This is a genomic window from Mesorhizobium alhagi CCNWXJ12-2, from assembly GCF_000236565.1.
GTDB lineage: Bacteria > Pseudomonadota > Alphaproteobacteria > Rhizobiales > Rhizobiaceae > Allomesorhizobium > Allomesorhizobium alhagi.
The window spans coordinates 1-19,951 of the sequence record NZ_AHAM01000297.1; the positions used below are offsets into that span (position 1 = coordinate 1).

A 19,951-nucleotide genomic window follows, 5' to 3' on the forward strand; every position below is an offset into this window, starting at 1 on the left:
GGAGTTTGAACAATCAGGAGCGGCCCGGCGCAAGAAGGAAATGGTGAAGAACCCCCTCGACGAGATCAGCGGCATCGGGCCGGGCGGCAAGCGCGCTGCCTCCATTTCGGAACAGCCAAGGCGGTGAGCCGCGCCGCGGTGGACGATCTGATGGCCGTCGACGGAATTTCGGAATCGATTGCGAAGTTGGTCTACAATCACTTCCACGAAAATTGACACAATTGCGCTGGCTCATCACTTTTCGATGATTGACCCCGCACGGAGGCATCTGATTTGAGTATCTCTGGATCTGGAGAATTGCGGAAAGACATGGGCAAGCGCGCATTCAATCTTCCCAACATGCTGACCTATGCGCGAATCCTTGCCGTGCCTATGGTGGTGCTGTGCTTTTTCCTGGAAGGCCGGCTGCAGTCGAGCGACTTCGCGCGCTGGACCGCACTTGCGATTTTCATCGCCGCCAGCGTGACCGATTATCTCGACGGCTATCTCGCCCGCGCCTGGCAGCAGACTTCCAATATCGGGCGCATGCTCGATCCGATCGCCGACAAGCTTCTGGTCGCGACCTGCCTGCTGCTGCTTGCAGCCGACACCGACAGGACGATCGCCGGCTGGTCGCTGTGGGCGGCGATCATCATACTGTGCCGCGAAATTCTCGTGTCGGGGCTGCGTTAATACCTCGCTTCGCTGAAAGTCAGCGTACCGGTGACGCAGCTCGCCAAATGGAAGACAGCGATCCAGATGGTCGCCATCGCGTTCCTGCTGCTCGGCCCGGCGGGCGACAAGATGGTTCCCTACTGGACGCAGATCGGCATATTCCTGCTCTGGGTTTCCGCCATAGTGACGCTCTACTCCGGCTATGACTATTTTCGCGCCGGCGCCAAGCATATCATGGAAGAATGACAGAGCCCCTGTCTATTTCGCCTGGGTGCGGGAACGGATAGACGCGTCGTTTCGATCAGCTGCAAACTACGCGATCCACAATCTGACATTCCGGACAATCTGCACTATTTAAAGTGGGGCTACAAATGGAGGCCACCGTTGCTCGCTTTGAACACTCGCAATTCGGCGTCCAGCGTCGATCGAGAGACGGTCGCGGGTATACTCCGACGTCCTGTCGCGACGCCATCCCAGGATTTCCAAATCCGCTCGCGAGGTGACCGGTAAGGCGCCCTGACGGAGGCGACGTCTCATCTCCCCCGACCCATCAGCGCCGGATCGCAACCAACGAACGAGCCTTGGCGAGAGTCCGGGGTTTTTCCGCCGTCTTGACAAAGTCCGTAAGTTCTTGATGCTGCATGGGAGAATAGATGTTTGACAGCGCACGGAGTGTTTCATGGCCGACCTCAAGGAAATCGACCCAACCCAGGCACCAGCCGAGACGCCGGCGAAGGAACAGACACCAGAAGTGAAGGAAAAGGCGCCGAAGCCGAGGAAGAAAACCGGGCAGCAGCGACGCCCTCTACGACCTGGAGCCAAGTCGGCCCCACAGGCGTCTTCATCTAAAGCGGTCACTTCCCCTACAGCCCGGACAGCGCGGAAAATATACTCTGAGAAAGAGCGGGCCCAAAAGCTCGGCGAGATCGAAAAGCAGATCGGACGGGGAGAGAGCATCAAGGCCGCTGTACAGAAAGCCGGAATATCGGAACAGACATACTATCAGTGGAAGAAGGCTGCCGGGCAGACAACGCAGAGCGACGGGCTCAAGGATCTAGTGAAGCTTGAAGAAGAGAATGCCCGCCTAAAGAAGCTGCTCGCCGATCGGCTCCGGAACGAAAACGCCGAACTCAGGAAAAAGCTAGGGCTTGCTTGAGCCGGTCAGGACCCATCGCCAGGCCGCATCGGGCTGATGCTCTTGTGTGCCATGTTTCGGAGCCGCTCTCTAGTAGCCTCGCTCCGAGTTGGGGGGCAGCTCTCAGCTCGCGAGGCGACGAGCTATCCGTCATCGCAGCGGCAGTGCTCGGTGGCACCAGCCGGTTCGGCGTCATTGGCACGGTGATCGGCGCGCTGATGATCGGCCTGATCCTGATGGGGCAGGAGTTCAGTTAGCAACACATAGCCCGCGGCGGAATAGTCATCTTGGCGGTCGCGCTCAGCCAGTCGGCGAATGGCCCGAAGCGAGGTTGCAGTTCCAGACCGCAATCACGCGACTTGACCTTATACTGATTGGTCATCCCGCCCAGGACATTCCGAAACGGCACAATGCGCCATCGCCGGTCGCGGCGTTGACAAACGGGGCAGACAACAATCGCGTCCGCTATCTACATTGTCGCGGGATCGCCGCGGAGTGGAGAGCCAAACCTCTGGCGGCATCCAACATTACCAATGCAGCACACGTCAGTATGAAACACCCGCCAGAGCTATTCCTCAATTGACTGCAAACAGAGGAACTTGCCGTTGCGATCGGCTATTGCAACGAGCAATCAGCGGCAAAAATGTCGGCGTTGGGCAGAAGACGTTGACGGAGGGTGTCATGCTGCGAATCCTCGACGAAGCGCCCGTTTTCTTGAAGAAGGCAGTTCCCCGGCGCGATTCCCGATCTGAATGAGAACGGCGTCGATGACGCGATCGACATCGATACGGGTGTCTGTTCCGACACCAATGCGAACGGTGTATGCGATGTCGAGCCGCCGCGTTACAGATACTCCGCCAAGCTGATGCGGTCTCCAGCCCGAACCAAGCGACGGACGGCTGGTGAAGGGCCGCTACGCGACGACAATCAACATGCTGAATATTTCCGACGAGCCGGCGGGGATCACCAAGACACTGTCTCTGACCTACCCGCTGAGGAGCAGCGCCCCGACCGGGTGCCCGCATCGGCGGGACGCTGAAGCGCCACCAGGCGCTCAAGGTCGATTGCGCCGATGTGGAATGGCGCATCTTCCCGCCGGGCCTGCCCGCCTCCTATGTAGAGGGTTACGTGACGATCGAAAGCGCGCCGAGCCTCGATGTTAGGGCAGGATTTCGTCCCCATCGCAAACGACCCCCGTCATGGCCGACGTCTCACAGAACGCAACCGTACAATCGCAGGTGCCAGCGCGGAGGGTCGAAGGACAGCGGCCAACGCTCGTGCTCCGCTTACGCAATGCAGGACGATTGCGCGCGTTCTACTGATTGGCAGAGCCATGGCCGAACTCACAGACGGCCTCGCGCGGCGACAAAAGCGGAGCAACCAGGATGTCTAAGTTCAAAGAAGCCCTTGAGCGCGGCAAGGAAGCTCGCCGTCAGCATGTAGAACGCGGCCGCGATGAGAAGACGGAGCGAGATGCTCCGATGGCGAACTTCGACGCGCAAGCCAGGGCCTGGCTGAACGACGTCGTGGTTGCGTCATTGGAAGCGGCCAAGGCTGACGTGGCGGGCGAGGTGACCGTCGACATAGACACCCCGCCTCGCCGCCGGGTCAAATCGTCAATCCCATCCGTTCGGTTCCAAATCTACCGGAAGCGAGGATCGGACAAGAGGGTCAGAAGAACGTTCACGGTTAGCGTTCAGCTGGGTGGGGAGGTGTCAGTCTCTGCGCGCGGGATCGTGGCGAAAGAAGTAGGAAACATAGGGGATAGGTCTGACACGCGGTTCCGTAACTTGGTAGCCAAGTTAATCGAGGACGCCGCTAAGGGCACTTAGATGCCAAAACCCGAACCAAGCCAAACTGGCACATTCTTGCAACTAGCTTCTTCTGCCAAGAACCATCCATGCGGCGCGCGCGATTGCGCGATGATCAGGGTCCCGTCGAACGCCTGGTTTTCGGGCACCTCGAAAGCCATCAGCAGCGGATCGTGCGCAAGATGCATCCCGAGGCGGTCGACAAGCCGCTGCAGCACAACCCAGTTCGAAACCCCAACCCAGGGCAGCCGGACAAAAATGGCCGAAACCTTCATCCGTGCCGGGGACGTCGGACTCGAGCCCGAGGGCGTAGGACGATCTTGTTGATCTGGGTATGCGTGAGCGCTTCCGCGGCGACGAACTCATTGGCGGCGATGATTGTGGGCCGGGTGAAGGGTTTGTCGCGCATTGTCAGTTCCAGGGCATCGGCAAGTCGCTTCAAGGTCCATCAGACCCAGAAGTCCTTCTCGATGATCGTATTGGCGACGCCGCGGCCGGCGCGGGTCTCGCCGAAGAGCGCTGCTCGGTCGCTCGAGGGTAGAAGCGCGACCTTATCCATTCACTGCGTCCGAGGCGGTCCTGCCGATCGAAATGAGTGTGGGGCGCATCCACGCGGGGGCTTGGATAACGCGGGACGCTAGGACCCTCTTGTCGCTGGCGGACAGCCGACGCGTGGCAACCTGGGCTACGTCCGCGGCCCGGACGGGTCCGACGTGGCGAAGGGCTTGAACAACTGTTCCGGCAGGACTGCCCGGCGCGACCAGATGCTTGGGCGAGGCGTGACGCAAATCGACCACCCTCTTGCCCAGCACGATCCGCCGCGAGGGACCGTCCGTGAGATAGAGGCTCTTGGCGGGAACCTGCATTGAGAGACCAAGAGCGTTCGCAGCGTGCGCGCCGGCGATCTGCGCTTGCGAGCCAGTCTCCCGTGCCAGCGCGCGGGCAACATCATCGGGAGCGGGCGAAAGCGCACCGAGCTTCGGATGAAGCTTCGGATAGTCGTAAAGACCACGGGCCACGCGGCGCAGCTTTCCGTTCTTGACCAGACGGGAAAGGGCCTGATCGACTGCAGCGCGCGCCGCCAGGTCGAGAAAGTCGGTGGGCGTGAACACGCCGCCGCGCCCGCCAGCGCGGGCACGTCGCATGATCCGATCGGGAACCGATGTCGTAGCCGTTTTCATGTGTCAGAAAATAGCATATGTTTTTCTGACATTCAAGGCCGACTCGGATCGTTCGAGCTGTGGAGAGCACGAGCAGCGCTCACCTCAAAAGTTGCGGCGGTTGAAGCGGTAGAACATAATGTGAACGATCACTGCTACCGACCGCATTTTCAGCTCAACGCCAACAAGGGGGAGCAGGCTTGGACGAAGACCGAGACAACCTTCTTGAGCGAATTCGGGCCGAGGAGGTGCAACGACTCGGCCGCGAAATCGGCCAGACCACTTACCGTACGCTGATGTGGATCTCGATCCCTGTTGCACTTTTCATCGGCGGCATCGGGGCGGTGTCGGTGTTTAAGGCCGCCTATCGACCGGCGGGAATTCAAGTGCGCCTGCGTTGGCAAAAGCCTCCTAATTTCCCGTTCCCGGATGCACAGCTACGCCATTCAGCGCACTGTGAATCGGGGTGGCTCTCGGCGCCGATCGGCACAATGAATCACTGAAATTTCAATCTGTGGACCGTTGCCGAAAGTTGTCTCCTCGACATGTGGGCGTGAACCTTGATTTGCAGAGGCATTCTTGAAAACGGGTAGGGTCACGATCGGCGCCGAAGATGACCCCCGGGGCAATAGTCCCAGTAAGCTTAGACACTTGATGGCGGTCGACCCCATAGGCTCCGGTCGATGCTGGTTCACAGCATGCGCGCCAAAAGCTCGCGACTCGCGGGCAAGGCAGTCACGTTGGATACAGGCCTTGCATTGATGCATGACCCCGAAAACCGTGATCGGTTTTCGGATCATGCGCCAAGCGGGAGCGCGGCCGGTCGCTATTCGCTTGCTACATCCCCGATTCCGCCGCGATCAGCGCCTTGGCTTTTTCATAGAGAGCCTTGCCGTCGACGTCTTTCGCCTGCATGTCGGCGAACCACTGGTCGACGGTTGGCTGCGCGGCTGCCTTCCAGCGCTCGGTTTCGGCCTCATCCAGGGTGATGATGTTGTTGCCGAGATCGGTCGCGATCTTGAGGCCGCGCACATCGCCTTCGTCCATCACCTTGCCGAAGGCGCGGGCCACCTCGACCCCTGAATTGGCGTCGATCACGGCCTTCAAGTCGTCGGGCAGCGCGTCATACGCGCCCTGGTTCATCACGATCGCGAATGTCTGGGTGTAGAGTCCGTTATCGCCCGAAAAGCCCGTGTGGTTTTTGACCAGTTCGGCGACTTTCAGAGCCGGGGTTACCTCCCAGGGAATGGTCGTGCCATTGATGACGCCCTTGGAAAGCGCCTCGGTGACCTGCGGTACCGGCATGCCGACCGGTTCGGCCCCGAGCCGGCCAAGCATGTCGGAAATCACGCGCGAACCTCCGCGGATCTTCATGCCTTTCAGATCCTCGAGCTTGGTCACCGGCGTCGCGGTGTGGAACAGGCCGGGACCATGGGTGTGCACGGCGATCAAATGAACACCGGCGAACTCGTCCATGGCGTTTTCCTCGACATATTTCTGGAACGCCACCGAGCTTGCTTCGCCGGTCGTCACGAGGAAGGGCAGTTCGAAGACTTCCGACTTCGGGAACCGCCCGGGCGTGTAGCCGAGCACCGTCCAGATGACGTCGACCACTCCGTCCTTGGCCTGGTCATACAGCGCCGGCGGCGTGCCGCCGAGCTGCATAGCGGGATAGAGCTCGAATTTGAGCCGGCCGCCCGACTGTTCCTCGACGGCCTTGGCCCAGGGTGTGATTGCCTTGGCGGGAATGGTCGCCTGCGCCGGAAGCATCTGGTGGACGCGTAGCGTCACCTCCTGCGCGAGCGCTGCGCCCGAGAAAATCACGGCAGCAAGCGCGCTGCCGAGCATCATGCCTAGCTTGTTCATAGTCTCTCTCCCTTTCTTGCACGCTTCCCGTGCTTTGCCCGGTTGAACTCGAGGAATGCTCCGTTTTGTTGCGCCGCGCCAAAGTTACCTCTTTTTAATAGAGCAGGCGGACGAGAAACAGGCTGATGATGGGAAATGCCGCCAGTATCGCCGTGCGAATGAGGTCGCTTGCAACGAACGGAACGACGCCCCGGTAGGTCTGGCCAAGCGAAACCCCTTTCGCCATCGAGTTGATGACGAAAAGATTCATCCCCACTGGCGGCGTGATCAGGCCCACCTCCACCACGATGAGAATGAGAATGCCGAACCAGATGGCAAATTCCTCTGGCGGCAGGCCGAAATCAAGCGCCGTGACCATCGGGAAGATGATCGGCACGGTCAGAAGGATCATCGAAAGCGAGTCCATCACGCAGCCGAGGATAAGGTAGAGGATCAGGATTGCCACGAGCACTATCCAGGGATTGTAGCCCTGGGCGGTGACGAAATCGGCGGCGAACTGGGGCAGTTGCGACATGGCAAGGAACCCGTTCAGCGCGCCGGCGCCCAGGACGATCAGGAAGATCATGGCCGTGGACGAAGCCGTCGAAAGGATGGCCTCGATGAAGTTCTCGCGCGTCAGCCCGCGATTGAGAAGCGAGATGATGCCGGTGCCGGCGGCCCCGATCGCGGCCGCCTCGGTGGGGGTAAAGACGCCGGTGTAAATGCCGCCGATGACCACGATGAAGACAATCATGACCGGCCACACGCCGGCCAGTGCTTCGAAGCGCTCCCGGTAGGGAGTCCGCTCGCGATGGCCTGCCGCGTGGGGGTTCACGCGCACGTAAATGGCTATGGCGATCATGTAGCCGATGGCCGCGAGGATACCCGGCACGAACGCGGCAACGAAGAGCTTGGCGATGTTCTGCTCTGTCAGGATCGCATAGATCACCAGGATAACCGACGGCGGAATGAGGATGCCAAGCGTGCCGCCAGCAGCGAGCGTCGCGGTGGCCAGCGCGCCGGAATAGCCGTACTTCCTGAGTTCGGGCAGCGTGACCTGTCCCATCGTCGCGGCCGTCGCAAGCGATGAGCCGCAGATGGCGCCGAACCCGGCGCAGGCGCCAACCGCGGCCATGGCGACGCCGCCCTTGCGGTGGCCGAGCCAGGTGGCCGCCGCCTTGAACAGTGCGGCCGACATGCCGCCAAGCGAGGCGAACTGCCCCATCAGAAGGAAGAGCGGAACGACCGAGAGCGAGTAGTTGGCGAAGGTGCCGTGCGTCAGGTTCTTGAACTGGGCCATCACCGGGTTGAGGGAACCGGTGACGAGCCATGAACCGCCGATGCCGACGGCCAGCATAGCCAGCCCGATTGGAATGCGCAGGAAAATCAGCGCCAGAATAACCGGAAAGGCCCAGAATCCGAGTTCGATGTTGGTCAATGGACCATTCCCTGGGTCGGGTGGGGAGGATTGGCGGAAAGAGCCTCGCGAACGCTCCGCACCAGGACATAAACGGCGACGACCACGAAGACGGCGGCGCCGACCAGCCCCGCGGCATAGACCCACCAGAGCGGCATGCGCAAAAGCAGCGTCGTCTCGCCATAGTTGAACTTGTCGACCGTGCCGAGCCAATGCCGCCACGTGATAAAGGCGGCGATCACCAGCATCAGGGCGTCGGACACGACCATGATCCAGGCATTGGCGCGCGCGCTGAGGAAGTCGGTAAAGATGGAAACGACCGCGTGGCCGCGGGTCAGGTGCGTCCAGGGCAAGAAGGCGAAGATGGCGAAGCCGACGCCAGCCTCCACGAGTTCATAGTCCCCGGGGATGCCACTGAGCCCGGCCCAGACAAAGGCGCGGCCGACAACGCTCAGCACGGTAATGGCAACGATTGCCGTCAGCACCACGCCGCCGGCGATGGCCACATATCTGGCGAGCCGGTGCACAAACCGGCCCAGCTTCGTATCGTCCATTCTTGCGGTTTTCCTCCCAAGGATCGATGGCGCCTTTCATGCCGCGTCAAACAAAATGCGACCTGTCCAACTCCAAACCACCCGGCTTGCCTCTAAGCAAATCTCGGCTTGCGCTTTTCCAGAAAGGCCTTGAGCCCCTCCTCCGCATCGGGCCCGGTCTGGCTCAGGGCAGCCGCAAGGCTTTCGGCATAGAGACCGTCTTCGGTAGACATTTTGGAGATCCTGGCGATCGACTGAATGATCAGATAGTTGACCGCGCTGGAGTTCTGCGCCACTTGCAAGGCGAGTGCGACGGCTTTCGCCAAACCCTTGCCGGACGGCGCGAGATAGTGGGCGAGGCCGAGGCGGTAGCCCTCTTCGGCCGAATAGGTCCGGCCCGTAAGCATCATTTCCGTCAGCCTGTCGGCGCCAATGATGGCGCCAAGGCGAACGGTTGCGCCTCCGCCCACAAATATGCCCCGCTGGCCCTCAGGCATGCGAAACAACGTGCCCTCCTCGGCCACGCGAACATGGCAGGCGGAAGCGATCTCCAGCCCGCCGCCCATCACCGCTCCGTTCATGGCCGCGATCACCGGCACGCCGCCGAATTGGATCAGCCCCATTACCGAATGCCAGTTGCGGGAATGCCGCATCACCTCCTGCGGCGCGCGTTCGACCTGCTCGCTCAAATCGAGTCCGGAACAGAAGTGGCCGCCGTTGCCTGACAGCACGACCGCTCTGACACCCTCCGGCACATGCGCGAAAAACCTGCGCAGGGCTTCGATCATGGCATCGTTGACGGCGTTGCGCTTGGCTGGACGGTCGAATGTCAGGTAAGCCAGCGGGCCCTCGCGCCGCACGTCAAGAACCGCCTCCGCCATGCTCGCCATGCTCCCTTTCGTGTCAGCCGGAGTCGGCATTCGATACTCCATCCTCAGCAAAATGTTCTATCATATAACAATTGTGGACGCTATAGCGGTTGCACACTATGTGCAGGCCCCTCGCCTCTCCCTTGCTCCGCAGTGGGGACTTGGCGATAAGGAATGCCGCAACCGGCAAAGAGCAACGATGGACAATCCCGACCAGACGAGGCCCCCGAAACCACGGCGCCAGCGCTTCGACCCCAGTTCCGTCAACGAGATCATCGGATATCGGTTGCGCCGGACACAGCTCCGCATCTTCCAGCAATTCATCGCGCGTTTCGCGGAGTACGACCTGCGGCCGGCAGAATATTCGGTGCTGACGCTCATCGCGGCCAATCCGGGCAGCAAGCAGACCGAGATAGCCGAGGCGCTGGGGATCAAGCGGGCCAACTTCGTGGCGCTGATCAACGGGCTCGAAAAGCGCGGCCTAACCGAACGCCGCCAGCCGGCGGGCGACCGCCGCTCCAATGCGCTGTTCCTGACGCCCTCCGGAGAAAAATTCGTCGCCAAGGCCAATGCGGCGCAAGCCGATTTCGAGGCCGAATGCGTGGCGAAGCTCGGCGGGCGGAGGGCGCGGGACCAGTTAATGGCGCTACTCGACCTGCTGGCCGACTAACGAAAACGCCGCGATCACCTCGTCGGGGATCGGCTGCGACCTGAGCCTGTGCGGGTCCGCCTCGTCCTTGCCGACCCAGACGCGGGTTTCACGGCCTTCGACGGCGAGTTCACCGCCGTTGAAAAGCCTGTGCTCGACATCGAAGCTCGAGCGCCTGAACGCCTGGACGGCGCTCTCGATCCTCACCACATCCCCGAACCGCGCGGGCTTGATGAACTTGGCACTGGTGTCGACCATCGGGATGCCCACAATTCCGAAACGCCTGGTCCAGGCAATCTTCTTCATCCCGAGCGCGGCTTCGAAAAGGCGGGCCGTCGCGGCATCGAACATGCGGAAATAGTTTGGATAGAATACGATGCCTGCCGGGTCGCAGTCACCGAACTCGATCTCAACCTCATGCGTGTTGACCAGCATGGCGGCATTCTCCCACATCGCGTATTCCAACCGATAGCGGCCCGGAACGGTCCTATTTCGGCTGCATCCTGAGCGCGCCGTCGAGACGCACGATTTCGCCGTTCAGATAATCGTCCTCGACCATGGCCACGACCAGATGCGCGAATTCGGCGGGCGAGATCGGCGCGTGCGGGATAGGGGATCGCCCCTCCGAGCGCGCCCTGGGCCTCTTGCGGCAGCTCGGCAAGCAGCGGCGTTTTGAAAAGGCCCGGCGCGATCGTCAGTACGCGGATTCCAAAACGGGCGAGTTCGCGCGTCACCGGCAGCGTCAGCGCGGCTATGCCGCCTTTTGACGCGGCATAGCCGGCCTGCCCGATCTGACCTTCAAATGCCGTTACGGAAGCAGTGGACATTATTGCGCCGCGGGCGCCGCCGACACCCGGCTCAGCCGCACTCATTCCAGCGGCAGCAAGGCGCATCATGTTGAATGTCCCGGGCAGGTTGACTCGGATAACGCGCTCGAAAGCCTCGTGTGGCAAGGCCCCTCGCGCCACGGCGCGCGCCGCGGTGCCTATTGCGGCACAATTGACCAGAATGGCCGGGGCACTGTGCGCAGCACGGCTCGCGGCCAATGCCTCGGCCGCGCTCACCGGGTCCGCGACATCGCAATGGGCGAAAATGCCGCCGGCCTCGCGGGCGGCCGCCTCGCCTTTTTCGGCATCGATGTCGAGAATGGCGACGCGAGCACCCTTTTTCGCAAGCGCCCGCGCCGTGGCGGCGTCAAGCTTCGAGCCTTCGCCCGTCACCATCACCAACAACGCCTGATCCTGGACGTCCATGTCAGGCCTCCGAATTTTCGATGAGAAGGGCAATGCCCTGCCCGCCGCCGATGCAAGCCGAGGCAACGCCGTAACGGAGCTTTGAGCGTTTCAATTCGCGAGCCAGCGTCAAGGCGAGCCGGACGCCGGTCGCGCCCAGCGGGTGGCCAATAGCGATGGCGCCGCCATTGATGTTGAGCTTCGCCTCGTCGAGCTGGAGTTCGCGGACGCACGCGAGCACTTGCGCGCCGAACGCCTCGTTGATCTCGGTGCGGTCGATCTGGTCCAGTGTCAGGCCGGCCGTATCCAGCACGGCACGGATGGCCGGTGCGGGACCGATGCCCATAATGTGCGGCGGCACGCCGATCGAGACGCCGGCAAGAAGGCGGGCGAGCGGCGCCTTGTCCATGGACCTCACATAGTCCGAAGAGCCGACCAGCACCGCGGCCGCGCCATCGACGATGGCCGAGGAATTGCCGCCCGTCTGCACGCCGCCGAAGGCGGGGCGCAGCCCGACGAGCACTTCGTAGGGCGACGGGCGGAGGTGACTGTCGGCATCGACCGTTTCGACGCCCCTTGGCAGCTTGACGCCGCGTGCCTGCAATCCCGCCACCTCGAAGCGCTCGGATATGACTGGAACGATCTCGCCGGCGAAGAAGCCGGCATCGCGCGACGCGATCGCGCGCTCGAAACTGCGCGCGGCGAAGCGGTCCACCTCCTCGCGGGTGATGCCGTACTGCTTAGCCAGGTTTTCCGCAGTATCGCCCATGTTGACGCAGGCGGCCGGGTCGAAAAGCGCCTCCCAGAGGAAATCCTTGAACTCGACAGCGCCCATGGCGAAGCCATTGCGATGCGTATAGGCGGCGACCGGGTTGCGGCTCATCGACTCGGTACCCACTCCGAGCGCGAGATCGACACGGCCGAGCGAGACGGCGTCGGCCGCCTGCACCAGCACCTCGAGCCCAGTGCCGCAGATACGCTGGACCAAGTGCGCCGGGCGTTCGGTCGGTACGCCAGCGTAAAGCCCGATATGGCGCGGAGTGACATAGGCGTCGAAGGAGGCCTGGGCCATGGAGCCGGCAATGGTTGTGCCTATATCCGCGGGATCGACACTGGCCTTGGCGATCGCTGCACGGGCGGCCTTGATGCCGAGATCGATCGGGGAAACGGCCGAAAGCGCTCCGCGATAGTCGACAAAGGGAGTGCGCACGCCGTCTATCAGATAGGCGTCCTCGAAGGTGGCCCTCAGGCCCTTTTCCTTTGCGGTCACTCAGTGGGCCTTTCGTTCGAAGATCATGACGTGGTGGGGGACAGGTTCGGCATAGAGGTCCTCGACCAAACCAGCGCGCGCGGCCATCACGGCTCTAACGTTGATCGACCCCTTGTCGGTGACTTCGCCGGCGTCGATCGAAGGCGGCGCGGTCAGCAGGATCGCGCGGGCGATGTGGCTGGCGCTGCCTGTCGCCGTCGACGCCAGCGCGTCGAGTCTGGCCTGGAAGGCGGCGCGGACTGCCGGGTGCGCCACCACCTCGTCTGCGTCGGCGCCGATCTCGTGGCCGGCCACGTTCCGGCAAGCGTCAAGATCGGGAAAGATCAGCGCACCGATATGGTTGCGGTCGAGCCCGGTCAGCACGATGTCGCGAACGAGCGGAGCGCAGGCGGAGATGGCTCCCAGCCGGACGCCGCTCACATTGACCCAGGTTCCTGTCGAGAGCTTGAAATCTTCGGTGACGCGTCCATCGAAGACGAAGCCGCGCCCAATATCGTCCGGATCGGCGAACTTCAACGCATCGCCGATCTTGTAATAGCCTTCCTCGTCGAAGGACTCGGCGGTCTTGCCTGGTTGCTTCCAATAGCCAGGCGTGACGTTCGGGCCGCGCAAGCGCAGTTCCAGTTTTTCGCCGTTCGGCACGAGCTTGACCTCCAGCCCCGCGGCCGGCAACCCGACAAGCCCGGGCCTATCGACCGCCCATGTGGTGGTGAAGGCGAAGGGCGCGGTTTCGGTCGAGCCGTAGCCGGTGATGATCATGATACGTCCGCCGGTCGCCGCACGGGCCGCCTGATCGAGCCCGTCCCATGTGTGCTGGGACAGGCTTGCGCCGGCATACTGCATGAGCTTGAGGCGCTGGAAAAAATTGCTGCGAAGAGCATGGTTGGCGGCCAGGTGTTCGACCAGCAGCTCGTAGCCTTTGGGCACGTTGAAATAGAGTGTGGGCGAAATCTCCTCGAGATTGCGCACGGTGCGCTTGATACCCTCAGGCGTCGCCATACCGTCGTCGATATAGAAACTGCCGCCATTGTAGAGCGCTATACCGAGATTATGGCTGCCCCCAGCGACGTGATTCCACGGCATCCAGTCAAGCATGACCGGCGGCTCGTCGGCGAGAAATGCGAGCGCGGAACGGATCATCTCCTGATTGCAGGTGAGCATGCGCTGTGTGGTGATCACGCCCTTCGGCATTCCGGTCGAGCCGGAGGTGAAAAGAAATTTGGCGATGGTGTCGGGACCGATCGCTGCATTGGCGGCGGCGACCGCGTCGGTGGGAGCGGTCGCGGCGAGATCGTCGAAGAGCCGGATCGCGCGGCCGGCGGGCGGGCTCTTGCGGACCGTCAGCGGAGTTGCGGGATCGATCGCTGCGTCTATGGCGGAGGCGAACTTGGCGCCGTCGTTCACATAGACCATGCCCGGTTCGAGAAGGCCCACGATATGCCTGAGCTTGGCATGGTCCTTCGAAACAAGCGAATAAGCGGGCGAGATCGGCGCGTGCGGGATCCCAACGAGCATCGCAGCATAGCCCATAAGGGCATGCTCTATCTCATTGCCGGACAGTATGACCAACGGGTGCTCCGCCGAGAGGTCGGCGTCGAGCAGCGCCTGGGCGAGGCTGCGGATGACCCGGCTAGCCTCTGCATATGTGACCGCGCGCCAGGCGCCGTCCATGCCGCGGTCGGCGATGAAAATGGCGTCGGGAGTGTTTGCCGCCCATTCGTCAAGGCGGTCGGTCATGGTGCGCGGGTGCGGTCCAAGCGGATCGAGCGCCCGTATGCAGATCGTGCCATCCGGCCGCCTGATGGACTCGGCGCGCATCGTGCCCATGCGAACGGGGCGAAGGCGCAAACCCTGCTCCGTGTTCATATGCTCCTCCCATTGGTTATACGCTATAACAATATTAAGAGCCGGGCTCAAGAGGAACGGATCGGCGGCGAGTCGACATGCGGCGCGGCCTGCTGGAGGCGTTCGCCGCAAACGACGACATCGTGGTGATCGAGGCTGCGGGCAACGCAAGGTCGGCGGTGGCGGTGATCGAGCCGCAGGTGGAGAAGGTCGTCATCGCCAACCCAAAGCAAGCACGAGCGATCGTCCAAGCCAAAATCAAGACCGACTCGATCAACGCCGGCGTACCGGGGCAGCTTCATGCAGACAGATCGTCCGGTGGAGATCACGGCTGATGAACATCATCTGGTCGATCCGTCACAGCCGCCTTATCCCGTCCTGCCCGGCTGCCGACCTGTGCGACCTAAAATCGATGTTCGACATTCAACCCCATCGGCAGCCATTTCCCCCAACCGTCGTGATGCGAACCAGAAAGGCGTCCGAGCTGGAGCATGCCCGTCGCCTTGGTTGTCCATCGTCCCTCCGGACCTTCGTGACGACATAGCTCACTCGGACACGCGCGCGATGATCTGCTTGAAGAACTCGATGTTTTCCTCGTCGCGGCCCACAGGTTGATCGGTGTGGCTCGCCTTTACGATTACGACATTGCTGGCTGGATCGATGTAGATGAACTGGTGGTGCAGTCCCATCGCGGCATAGGCATCGTTATCCGGGAAGGTCCACCACTGGTACTGGTATCCGAAATCCTCGCCCGGTCCCGTTGGTTCGTAGCCCTCGTCGGGAACGGTGGCTTCCCTGACCCAGTCGGCGGGCACCACCTGCTTGCCATTGGCCACGCCGCCGTTAAGGAACATGAGGCCGAACCGGGCATGATCGCGAGCGGTGGCGTTGAAACCGGCACCGTAGAACTCGCGGCCAACCGAGTCCGGCCCGTCCATGATCCAGTACGCGTCGGTCTCCATGCCCGCCGGTTTCCAGAGCTTTTCAGACATATATTCGGCCCCGGTCTCCCCGACGGCCCGTTCGAGGATGCAGCCGAGCACACTTGTATCGAGTGTGGCGTAGTTGAACACCACGCCCGGCTTGTTGGGCCCGGGCTTCGATTCGTTGGCGGCATAGTCGCACCAACGGTACTTGTAGGCGACGAGGGAATTGTCATGCACAGTGGTGAGCTGGGTATCGCTGCCGAACTCGTATACCTCAAGCCAATTCACGCCTGAACGCATCCGCAACAGGTCACGGATGGTCGCGCCTTCGTAACCGCTTCCCTTTGTTTCCGGCAGGTAGTCGATCACCTGGTCATCGAGGCTCTTTATGGCCCCGTCCGCGAGCGCCAGGCCAATCAGAGTCGAGACGTAGGATTTTGCCACTGAGAACGTTAAGAAGCGGGTGTTCTCGTCGCTTCCGTTCCGATAGGATTCGAAGACAATGTTGCCATCCTTCACGACGACCAAGGCATTGGTGGCGGTCGCTTCGAGCGCCTCCTCGAGGCCCACAGTCCGTTCTCCGAGCGTGTAATCGCCTTCAATCGAAATCGGCTTGGCAGGCAGTTGCCACATCCGGCCGCCTGCTGCGACCGTCCGCGTCGCGAACATCTGGTCCATGTGCTGGAAGGTCAGATAGTTGAGCGCCGGATCGAACATATGCGCCCGGGCGTTGATCATCGTCGGCGTGAGCCAACGTGTGTCCTCGTCGGCCCAAGCAGCCATCGGCTGGTTGCTTGCCGCCAGAACCAAGGCAGCGATGCCCGCCAATTTGGAGAACCGTCTCTGCATAAATACCTCCCAATAGTTATGTAGTATAACTATTAATGCTACATAACGTTGAACCCGTCAAGCGGGCGAGGTTCAGCGAGAGAACGATTGGTTCGTCGACCTACGCTCGCCGTGACGAGTCACACGTGTATCGCAAAGACGGCAGTATCGGCCTTAGCCAGGATCATCCAAAAGTGTGTTGGCCTACCTAAACGGTTGAGGGCTGCCAACAGGACTTCCTCCCGGTTCGCATGCTAGCAATGGGCGGACAGGAGGGTGGAATGTCGTCCTTGCGCCTTGCCGCGATAGCGGCACTGGCAATTGCTCTCAACAGTCCGACGCTGACATCAGCCGCCGAGCAGGTGGGGCAGGCCGTTCTGATCAAGACCGCTGTAACGGGCGCGAACGGCCCGCTGTCCGTCAGAGCGCCGGTCCACAGGGACGAGCGAATTCGAACGTCCAATTCCGGACTTGGCCAGTTTGTATTTCGGGACGGCACGAAATTGGCGGTGGGATGGGGTTCATCCGTCGTCATCGACAAGTTCGTTTTCGATGACACAAAGTCAGTGAAGAAGCTGACGATCAAAGCCGCGAAGGGAACGTTCCGCTGGATCAGCGGAAACTCGAGTTCCTCGGCTTACGAAATCGTGACGCCTGCCGGGACCATTGGAGTTCGCGGCACTGCTTTCGACGTCTTTGTTGGAGCAAACGGGACAACGGCAGTCGTTCTGCTGAATGGCGCCGCCCGTTTTTGTGGCAGCAATGGATGTCGGCAACTTACGCGGCGATGCGACTGCGTCATTGCCACGCGGTCCGGCGGTGTGAGCGATCCCCGGCGGGTCAACCCCGGCATGCTCCGGACGCTTGGAAGCGCGCGCGCATTGCCATTCCTTTCCGGCAACCAGCAGCTTTCGGGCGGATTTCAAACGAGCAGCGGCAGCTGCGGGCTTTCAATGGCGACTCTGAGTGACCCACAAAGGAGCCAGCCACCAGCTCAGAATCCGACTAAGCCCGGAAAGCCAGACAAGCCCAGCAAACCCGACAAACCTGATAAGCCTGATAAGCCTGGTAAGCCCGACAAACCGAGCAAACCTGACAAGCCCGACAGACCGAGCAAACCTGACAAGCCAGATAGTCCTGGTAAACCGGGGAAGGGCAAGGGGAACAACGGCCACGGAAACGACCCTGATGGGCACGACTCCTCAAATCCCGGGAAGGGGAAAGCCGGCCGTGACAATACAGACCAGGACGGGAAGCCGGGCCGTGGTGGCAAGGGTCACGGCAAGGGCCGCCATTGATCGTTTTGAGACAAAGCCCGTGGAGACCGCGAAAGTCGTTCTCCAAAGGGCGCTGCTTCAATTCATCCGTGACCGGCTCCCGCACCGTGGATTGAGCAGGAATAGTCTGGCGGCCAGCGCCTGACCGGAGCTTCGTTCCACAGGCTCCGTTACAATTCTTTTTCGGCAAGTTCACGAACTTCGTCGCGAACGGATCGACAAATCTCCAGCGCCGCCGACCCATAGCCGACCGCCTGCCAAGCGAACCGTTCGCGGATCCGGATGAGCGGCAGCTCAAATTTATTCAGCGTGCGTGCGACGTCGGTGTAAGAATGCTGGTCAAATGCACCAACGCTCTGCAGACAATGCTTTCACTTTCCACATCCAATCTTCCAGCGCACGCTGCCGATCTTGACGACGATGCGTTGCTCGACATCGTGCAGCGGCAAACGGCTGGCTATTTCTGGGAAGGCGCGCATCCGGTCAGCGGACTTGCCCGGGATCGCCAGAAGACGACGGGCGACCCCGCCAACGATCTCGTGGCGATCGGCGGCTCGGGCTTCGGCATCATGGCCGTCATCGTTGCGGTCGATCGGGGTTGGGTCGATCGCGGCGCAGCGTTGTTCCGGTTGCATGGGATGCTCGATTTGTTGGAACGTTCGCCGCGTTACCACGGCATGCTTCCGCACTTCATCAACGGCCGCACTGGCGAGACCATTCCCTTCCGCCGAAAAGATGACGGCGCCGACCTGGTCGAGACAACGTTCCTGTTTCAAGGACTGATTTGCGCTCGCGAGTATTTTGCCGAGAACGCGCCCGAAGAGCATCGTCTGCAGGATCGCGTGAACGCGCTCCTTTCAAAGGCCGAATGGGGCTGGTTCACACGCGGGAACCGGGAACTCATGTGGCACTGGAGCCCCAAGCATGGCTTGGCGATGAACAGTCCGATCGAGGGTTGGAACGAATGCCTGCTCAGTTTCGTACTGGCTGCGGGATCGCCGCACCACGCCATTGATCCGGAAATCTACCACCAGGGCTTTGCCGCCGGCCCGGGCTTTCGAAACGGGCGCGAGTACTATGGCATTTCATTGCCGCTCGGCATGAATTTCGGCGGTCCGCTTTTCTTCGCCCACTATTCCTTCTGCGGGCTTGATCCGCGTGGGCTCATCGATCGTCATACCGATTATTGGGACCAGAACGTTCGGCACACGCAGATCAATCATCGGCATTGCGTCCTCAATCCCCACAGTCACCACGGCTATGGACCCGATTGCTGGGGCCTGACCGCGAGCCATGGGCCTTGCGGCTACGTCGCTCACGCGCCAGACAGGGATTTGGGCGTTGTTGCGCCGAGCGCCGCACTGTCGAGCTTTCCTTATGCGCCTGCAGAGGCCATGCACGCGCTGCGCGGCTTCCTCACCAAGCCCCGAAACCGCATGTGGGGACGTTTTGGCTTTGTCGACGCGTTTTGCGAAAGTCGCAATTGGTATTCCCGAACCTACCTCGCGATCAATCAAGGTCCGATCGTGGTGATGATGGAGAACCATCGAACCGCGCTCCTGTGGAGGCTATTCATGGGTGCTCCGGAGGTTCGCCGTGGCCTGGCTCGGCTCGGCTTCACCAGCCCACATCTCAATCGTGATTTGGCTCGGGCAGGACCGCAGTGATTTGATACTCTTGCGGTACGCACCTCGTTAGCAGGCAGACGTGGGCGCCGAGGACCCAGGCTGTGGCGGAGGAGATCGTGCGCTCAATCCCTGGCCAGGCCACGGCAACGGCCCGGCCAGGAAAATGCCCTTGCTGACATCCCTGCTCCGCTCCGCAGCCGACCCATCAGCGCAAAATCGGCTCACCGTTGAGACCAGACGCGATCTGCGGGACCATTTCCTCCAGGATGGTATGACGCGGTTGGCGCTCCTTAAAGGCGGGAACGGAACGCATGAGGTCACGTTCTCCAACCATGGAAACTGCCGGGCCTGTCGAGGACGCCGGGCACAATGGAAAGCAAAGCCGCAATGTCCTATCGGTATTTCTCGCATGAAATCGATTCCGAAACCCATTACTGCGTCAAATGCGGACGTTTCCTGATGGAGCTTCAGGAGAGCAAGCAATGGGTCGGAAACGAAGTCCTCCCCGCCTGCGTTGAAGCCTCGAATGTTTGCGCAATCAGCCACATCGTACGGAACCCACAGGTTGATGGCGTCCAAGGAGGTTCTCCCATGCGGCCGCGTTCCAACCTGCGATAGGTCGCCGTCCGCGAGTGACCGACTTTCAGGCGTGCACATAACAGGCGCGAACCCGTTGATTGCGATTCTCTCGCATTTTCAAGCTCTTCTACAGATTACGTGAAGTAATGATCGTTATTGATGGCGTTTATTGCGCAATGATTCTGCCGATTGTCAGATCGACGCAAATAGATTATCCTGGGTTATATGGCTGCATGTTCTGCCAGCATGCCTGCTATTAGGAAATGAAATTGAGCAACCGGTGGGTTTCGACT

16 protein-coding genes and 5 pseudogenes are annotated in these 19,951 nt (G+C 61.3%); 10 read left to right on the top strand and 11 right to left on the bottom strand.

Annotation, left to right across the window (positions count from 1 at the left end):
• The 5 genes and pseudogenes from MAXJ12_RS39360 to MAXJ12_RS30720 form a co-directional block, all read left to right on the top strand.
• Window positions 1-216, top strand: a pseudogene (locus tag MAXJ12_RS39360) (helix-hairpin-helix domain-containing protein); the annotation flags it as partial.
• A gap of 93 nt (window positions 217-309) precedes the next feature.
• Window positions 310-900, top strand: a pseudogene (pgsA, locus tag MAXJ12_RS30710) (CDP-diacylglycerol--glycerol-3-phosphate 3-phosphatidyltransferase).
• A gap of 433 nt (window positions 901-1,333) precedes the next feature.
• On the top strand, window positions 1,334-1,810 hold the full coding sequence (locus tag MAXJ12_RS30715) for a transposase (RefSeq protein WP_008840079.1): 477 nt from the start codon (window positions 1,334-1,336) through the stop codon (window positions 1,808-1,810).
• A 113-nt stretch (window positions 1,811-1,923) separates the two neighbouring features.
• Window positions 1,924-2,046: pseudogene (locus tag MAXJ12_RS40270) on the top strand (ABC transporter permease); the annotation flags it as partial.
• 1,128 nt (window positions 2,047-3,174) lie between these two features.
• Window positions 3,175-3,621, top strand: coding sequence for a hypothetical protein (locus MAXJ12_RS30720; RefSeq protein ID WP_008840082.1), 447 nt, complete (start codon window positions 3,175-3,177; stop codon window positions 3,619-3,621).
• Here MAXJ12_RS30720 and MAXJ12_RS30725 read toward each other — a convergent pair.
• Both MAXJ12_RS30725 and MAXJ12_RS30730 read right to left on the bottom strand, forming a co-directional pair.
• Window positions 3,618-3,875, bottom strand: coding sequence for a hypothetical protein (locus tag MAXJ12_RS30725; protein ID WP_008840083.1), 258 nt, complete (start codon window positions 3,873-3,875; stop codon window positions 3,618-3,620). The two genes, MAXJ12_RS30720 and MAXJ12_RS30725, sit on opposite strands and share 4 nt — an antisense overlap.
• Window positions 3,876-4,151: 276 nt before the next feature.
• On the bottom strand, window positions 4,152-4,745 hold the full coding sequence (locus MAXJ12_RS30730; protein WP_040588983.1) for a DUF6088 family protein: 594 nt from the start codon (window positions 4,743-4,745) through the stop codon (window positions 4,152-4,154).
• A gap of 308 nt (window positions 4,746-5,053) precedes the next feature.
• Between MAXJ12_RS30730 and MAXJ12_RS37315 the strand changes: the two are divergent.
• Window positions 5,054-5,162, top strand: a pseudogene (locus tag MAXJ12_RS37315) (glutaredoxin); the annotation flags it as partial.
• Window positions 5,163-5,597: 435 nt separating this feature from the next.
• Here MAXJ12_RS37315 and MAXJ12_RS30740 read toward each other — a convergent pair.
• The 4 genes from MAXJ12_RS30740 to MAXJ12_RS30755 all read right to left on the bottom strand — a co-directional run bounded on the left by MAXJ12_RS30740 (window position 5,598) and on the right by MAXJ12_RS30755 (window position 9,475).
• Window positions 5,598-6,626, bottom strand: coding sequence for a TRAP transporter substrate-binding protein (locus MAXJ12_RS30740; RefSeq protein ID WP_008840087.1), 1,029 nt, complete (start codon window positions 6,624-6,626; stop codon window positions 5,598-5,600).
• Between the two features lie 94 nt (window positions 6,627-6,720).
• Entirely contained in the window at window positions 6,721-8,043 is a 1,323-nt protein-coding gene (locus MAXJ12_RS30745) for a TRAP transporter large permease (protein WP_008840088.1), read from the bottom strand.
• A complete protein-coding gene (locus MAXJ12_RS30750) occupies window positions 8,040-8,576 on the bottom strand; it encodes a TRAP transporter small permease (RefSeq protein WP_008840089.1) in 537 nt (178 codons plus the stop codon). The genes MAXJ12_RS30745 and MAXJ12_RS30750 overlap by 4 nt, the downstream gene beginning before the upstream one ends.
• Window positions 8,577-8,668: 92 nt before the next feature.
• Window positions 8,669-9,475, bottom strand: coding sequence for a crotonase/enoyl-CoA hydratase family protein (locus MAXJ12_RS30755; protein WP_244421665.1), 807 nt, complete (start codon window positions 9,473-9,475; stop codon window positions 8,669-8,671).
• A gap of 148 nt (window positions 9,476-9,623) precedes the next feature.
• Here MAXJ12_RS30755 and MAXJ12_RS30760 point away from each other — a divergent pair, with 148 nt between their 5' ends.
• Window positions 9,624-10,094, top strand: coding sequence for a MarR family winged helix-turn-helix transcriptional regulator (locus MAXJ12_RS30760; RefSeq protein ID WP_008840091.1), 471 nt, complete (start codon window positions 9,624-9,626; stop codon window positions 10,092-10,094).
• Here the strand turns inward: MAXJ12_RS30760 and MAXJ12_RS30765 are convergent.
• The 4 genes and pseudogenes from MAXJ12_RS30765 to MAXJ12_RS30780 all read right to left on the bottom strand — a co-directional run bounded on the left by MAXJ12_RS30765 (window position 10,071) and on the right by MAXJ12_RS30780 (window position 14,441).
• A complete protein-coding gene (locus tag MAXJ12_RS30765; RefSeq protein ID WP_008840092.1) occupies window positions 10,071-10,526 on the bottom strand; it encodes an acyl-CoA thioesterase in 456 nt (151 codons plus the stop codon). The two genes, MAXJ12_RS30760 and MAXJ12_RS30765, sit on opposite strands and share 24 nt — an antisense overlap.
• 34 nt (window positions 10,527-10,560) lie before the next feature.
• Window positions 10,561-11,326 (bottom strand): annotated as a pseudogene (locus tag MAXJ12_RS36120) (SDR family NAD(P)-dependent oxidoreductase).
• Window position 11,327: 1 nt separating this feature from the next.
• Entirely contained in the window at window positions 11,328-12,575 is a 1,248-nt protein-coding gene (locus MAXJ12_RS30775; protein WP_008840094.1) for a thiolase family protein, read from the bottom strand.
• Window positions 12,576-14,441: a feruloyl-CoA synthase gene (locus MAXJ12_RS30780; protein ID WP_008840095.1), complete on the bottom strand. Its 1,866-nt coding sequence runs from the start codon at window positions 14,439-14,441 to the stop codon at window positions 12,576-12,578. It lies immediately after the preceding gene.
• Window positions 14,442-14,518: 77 nt separating this feature from the next.
• Here MAXJ12_RS30780 and MAXJ12_RS30785 point away from each other — a divergent pair, with 77 nt between their 5' ends.
• Window positions 14,519-14,755, top strand: a complete 237-nt coding sequence (locus MAXJ12_RS30785; protein WP_008840096.1) for an IS110 family transposase — start codon at window positions 14,519-14,521, stop codon at window positions 14,753-14,755.
• A gap of 210 nt (window positions 14,756-14,965) precedes the next feature.
• Here MAXJ12_RS30785 and MAXJ12_RS30795 read toward each other — a convergent pair whose 3' ends face one another.
• A complete protein-coding gene (locus tag MAXJ12_RS30795) occupies window positions 14,966-16,195 on the bottom strand; it encodes a serine hydrolase domain-containing protein (protein WP_008840097.1) in 1,230 nt (409 codons plus the stop codon).
• A 260-nt stretch (window positions 16,196-16,455) separates the two neighbouring features.
• Here MAXJ12_RS30795 and MAXJ12_RS36125 point away from each other — a divergent pair, with 260 nt between their 5' ends.
• Both MAXJ12_RS36125 and MAXJ12_RS30805 read left to right on the top strand, forming a co-directional pair.
• A complete protein-coding gene (locus MAXJ12_RS36125; RefSeq protein WP_085984140.1) occupies window positions 16,456-17,472 on the top strand; it encodes a FecR family protein in 1,017 nt (338 codons plus the stop codon).
• Between the two features lie 344 nt (window positions 17,473-17,816).
• Window positions 17,817-19,118 (top strand): glucoamylase family protein, encoded by a 1,302-nt coding sequence (locus MAXJ12_RS30805; protein ID WP_040589006.1) that lies wholly within the window; start codon window positions 17,817-17,819, stop codon window positions 19,116-19,118.
• Window positions 19,119-19,951 lie beyond the last annotated feature (833 nt).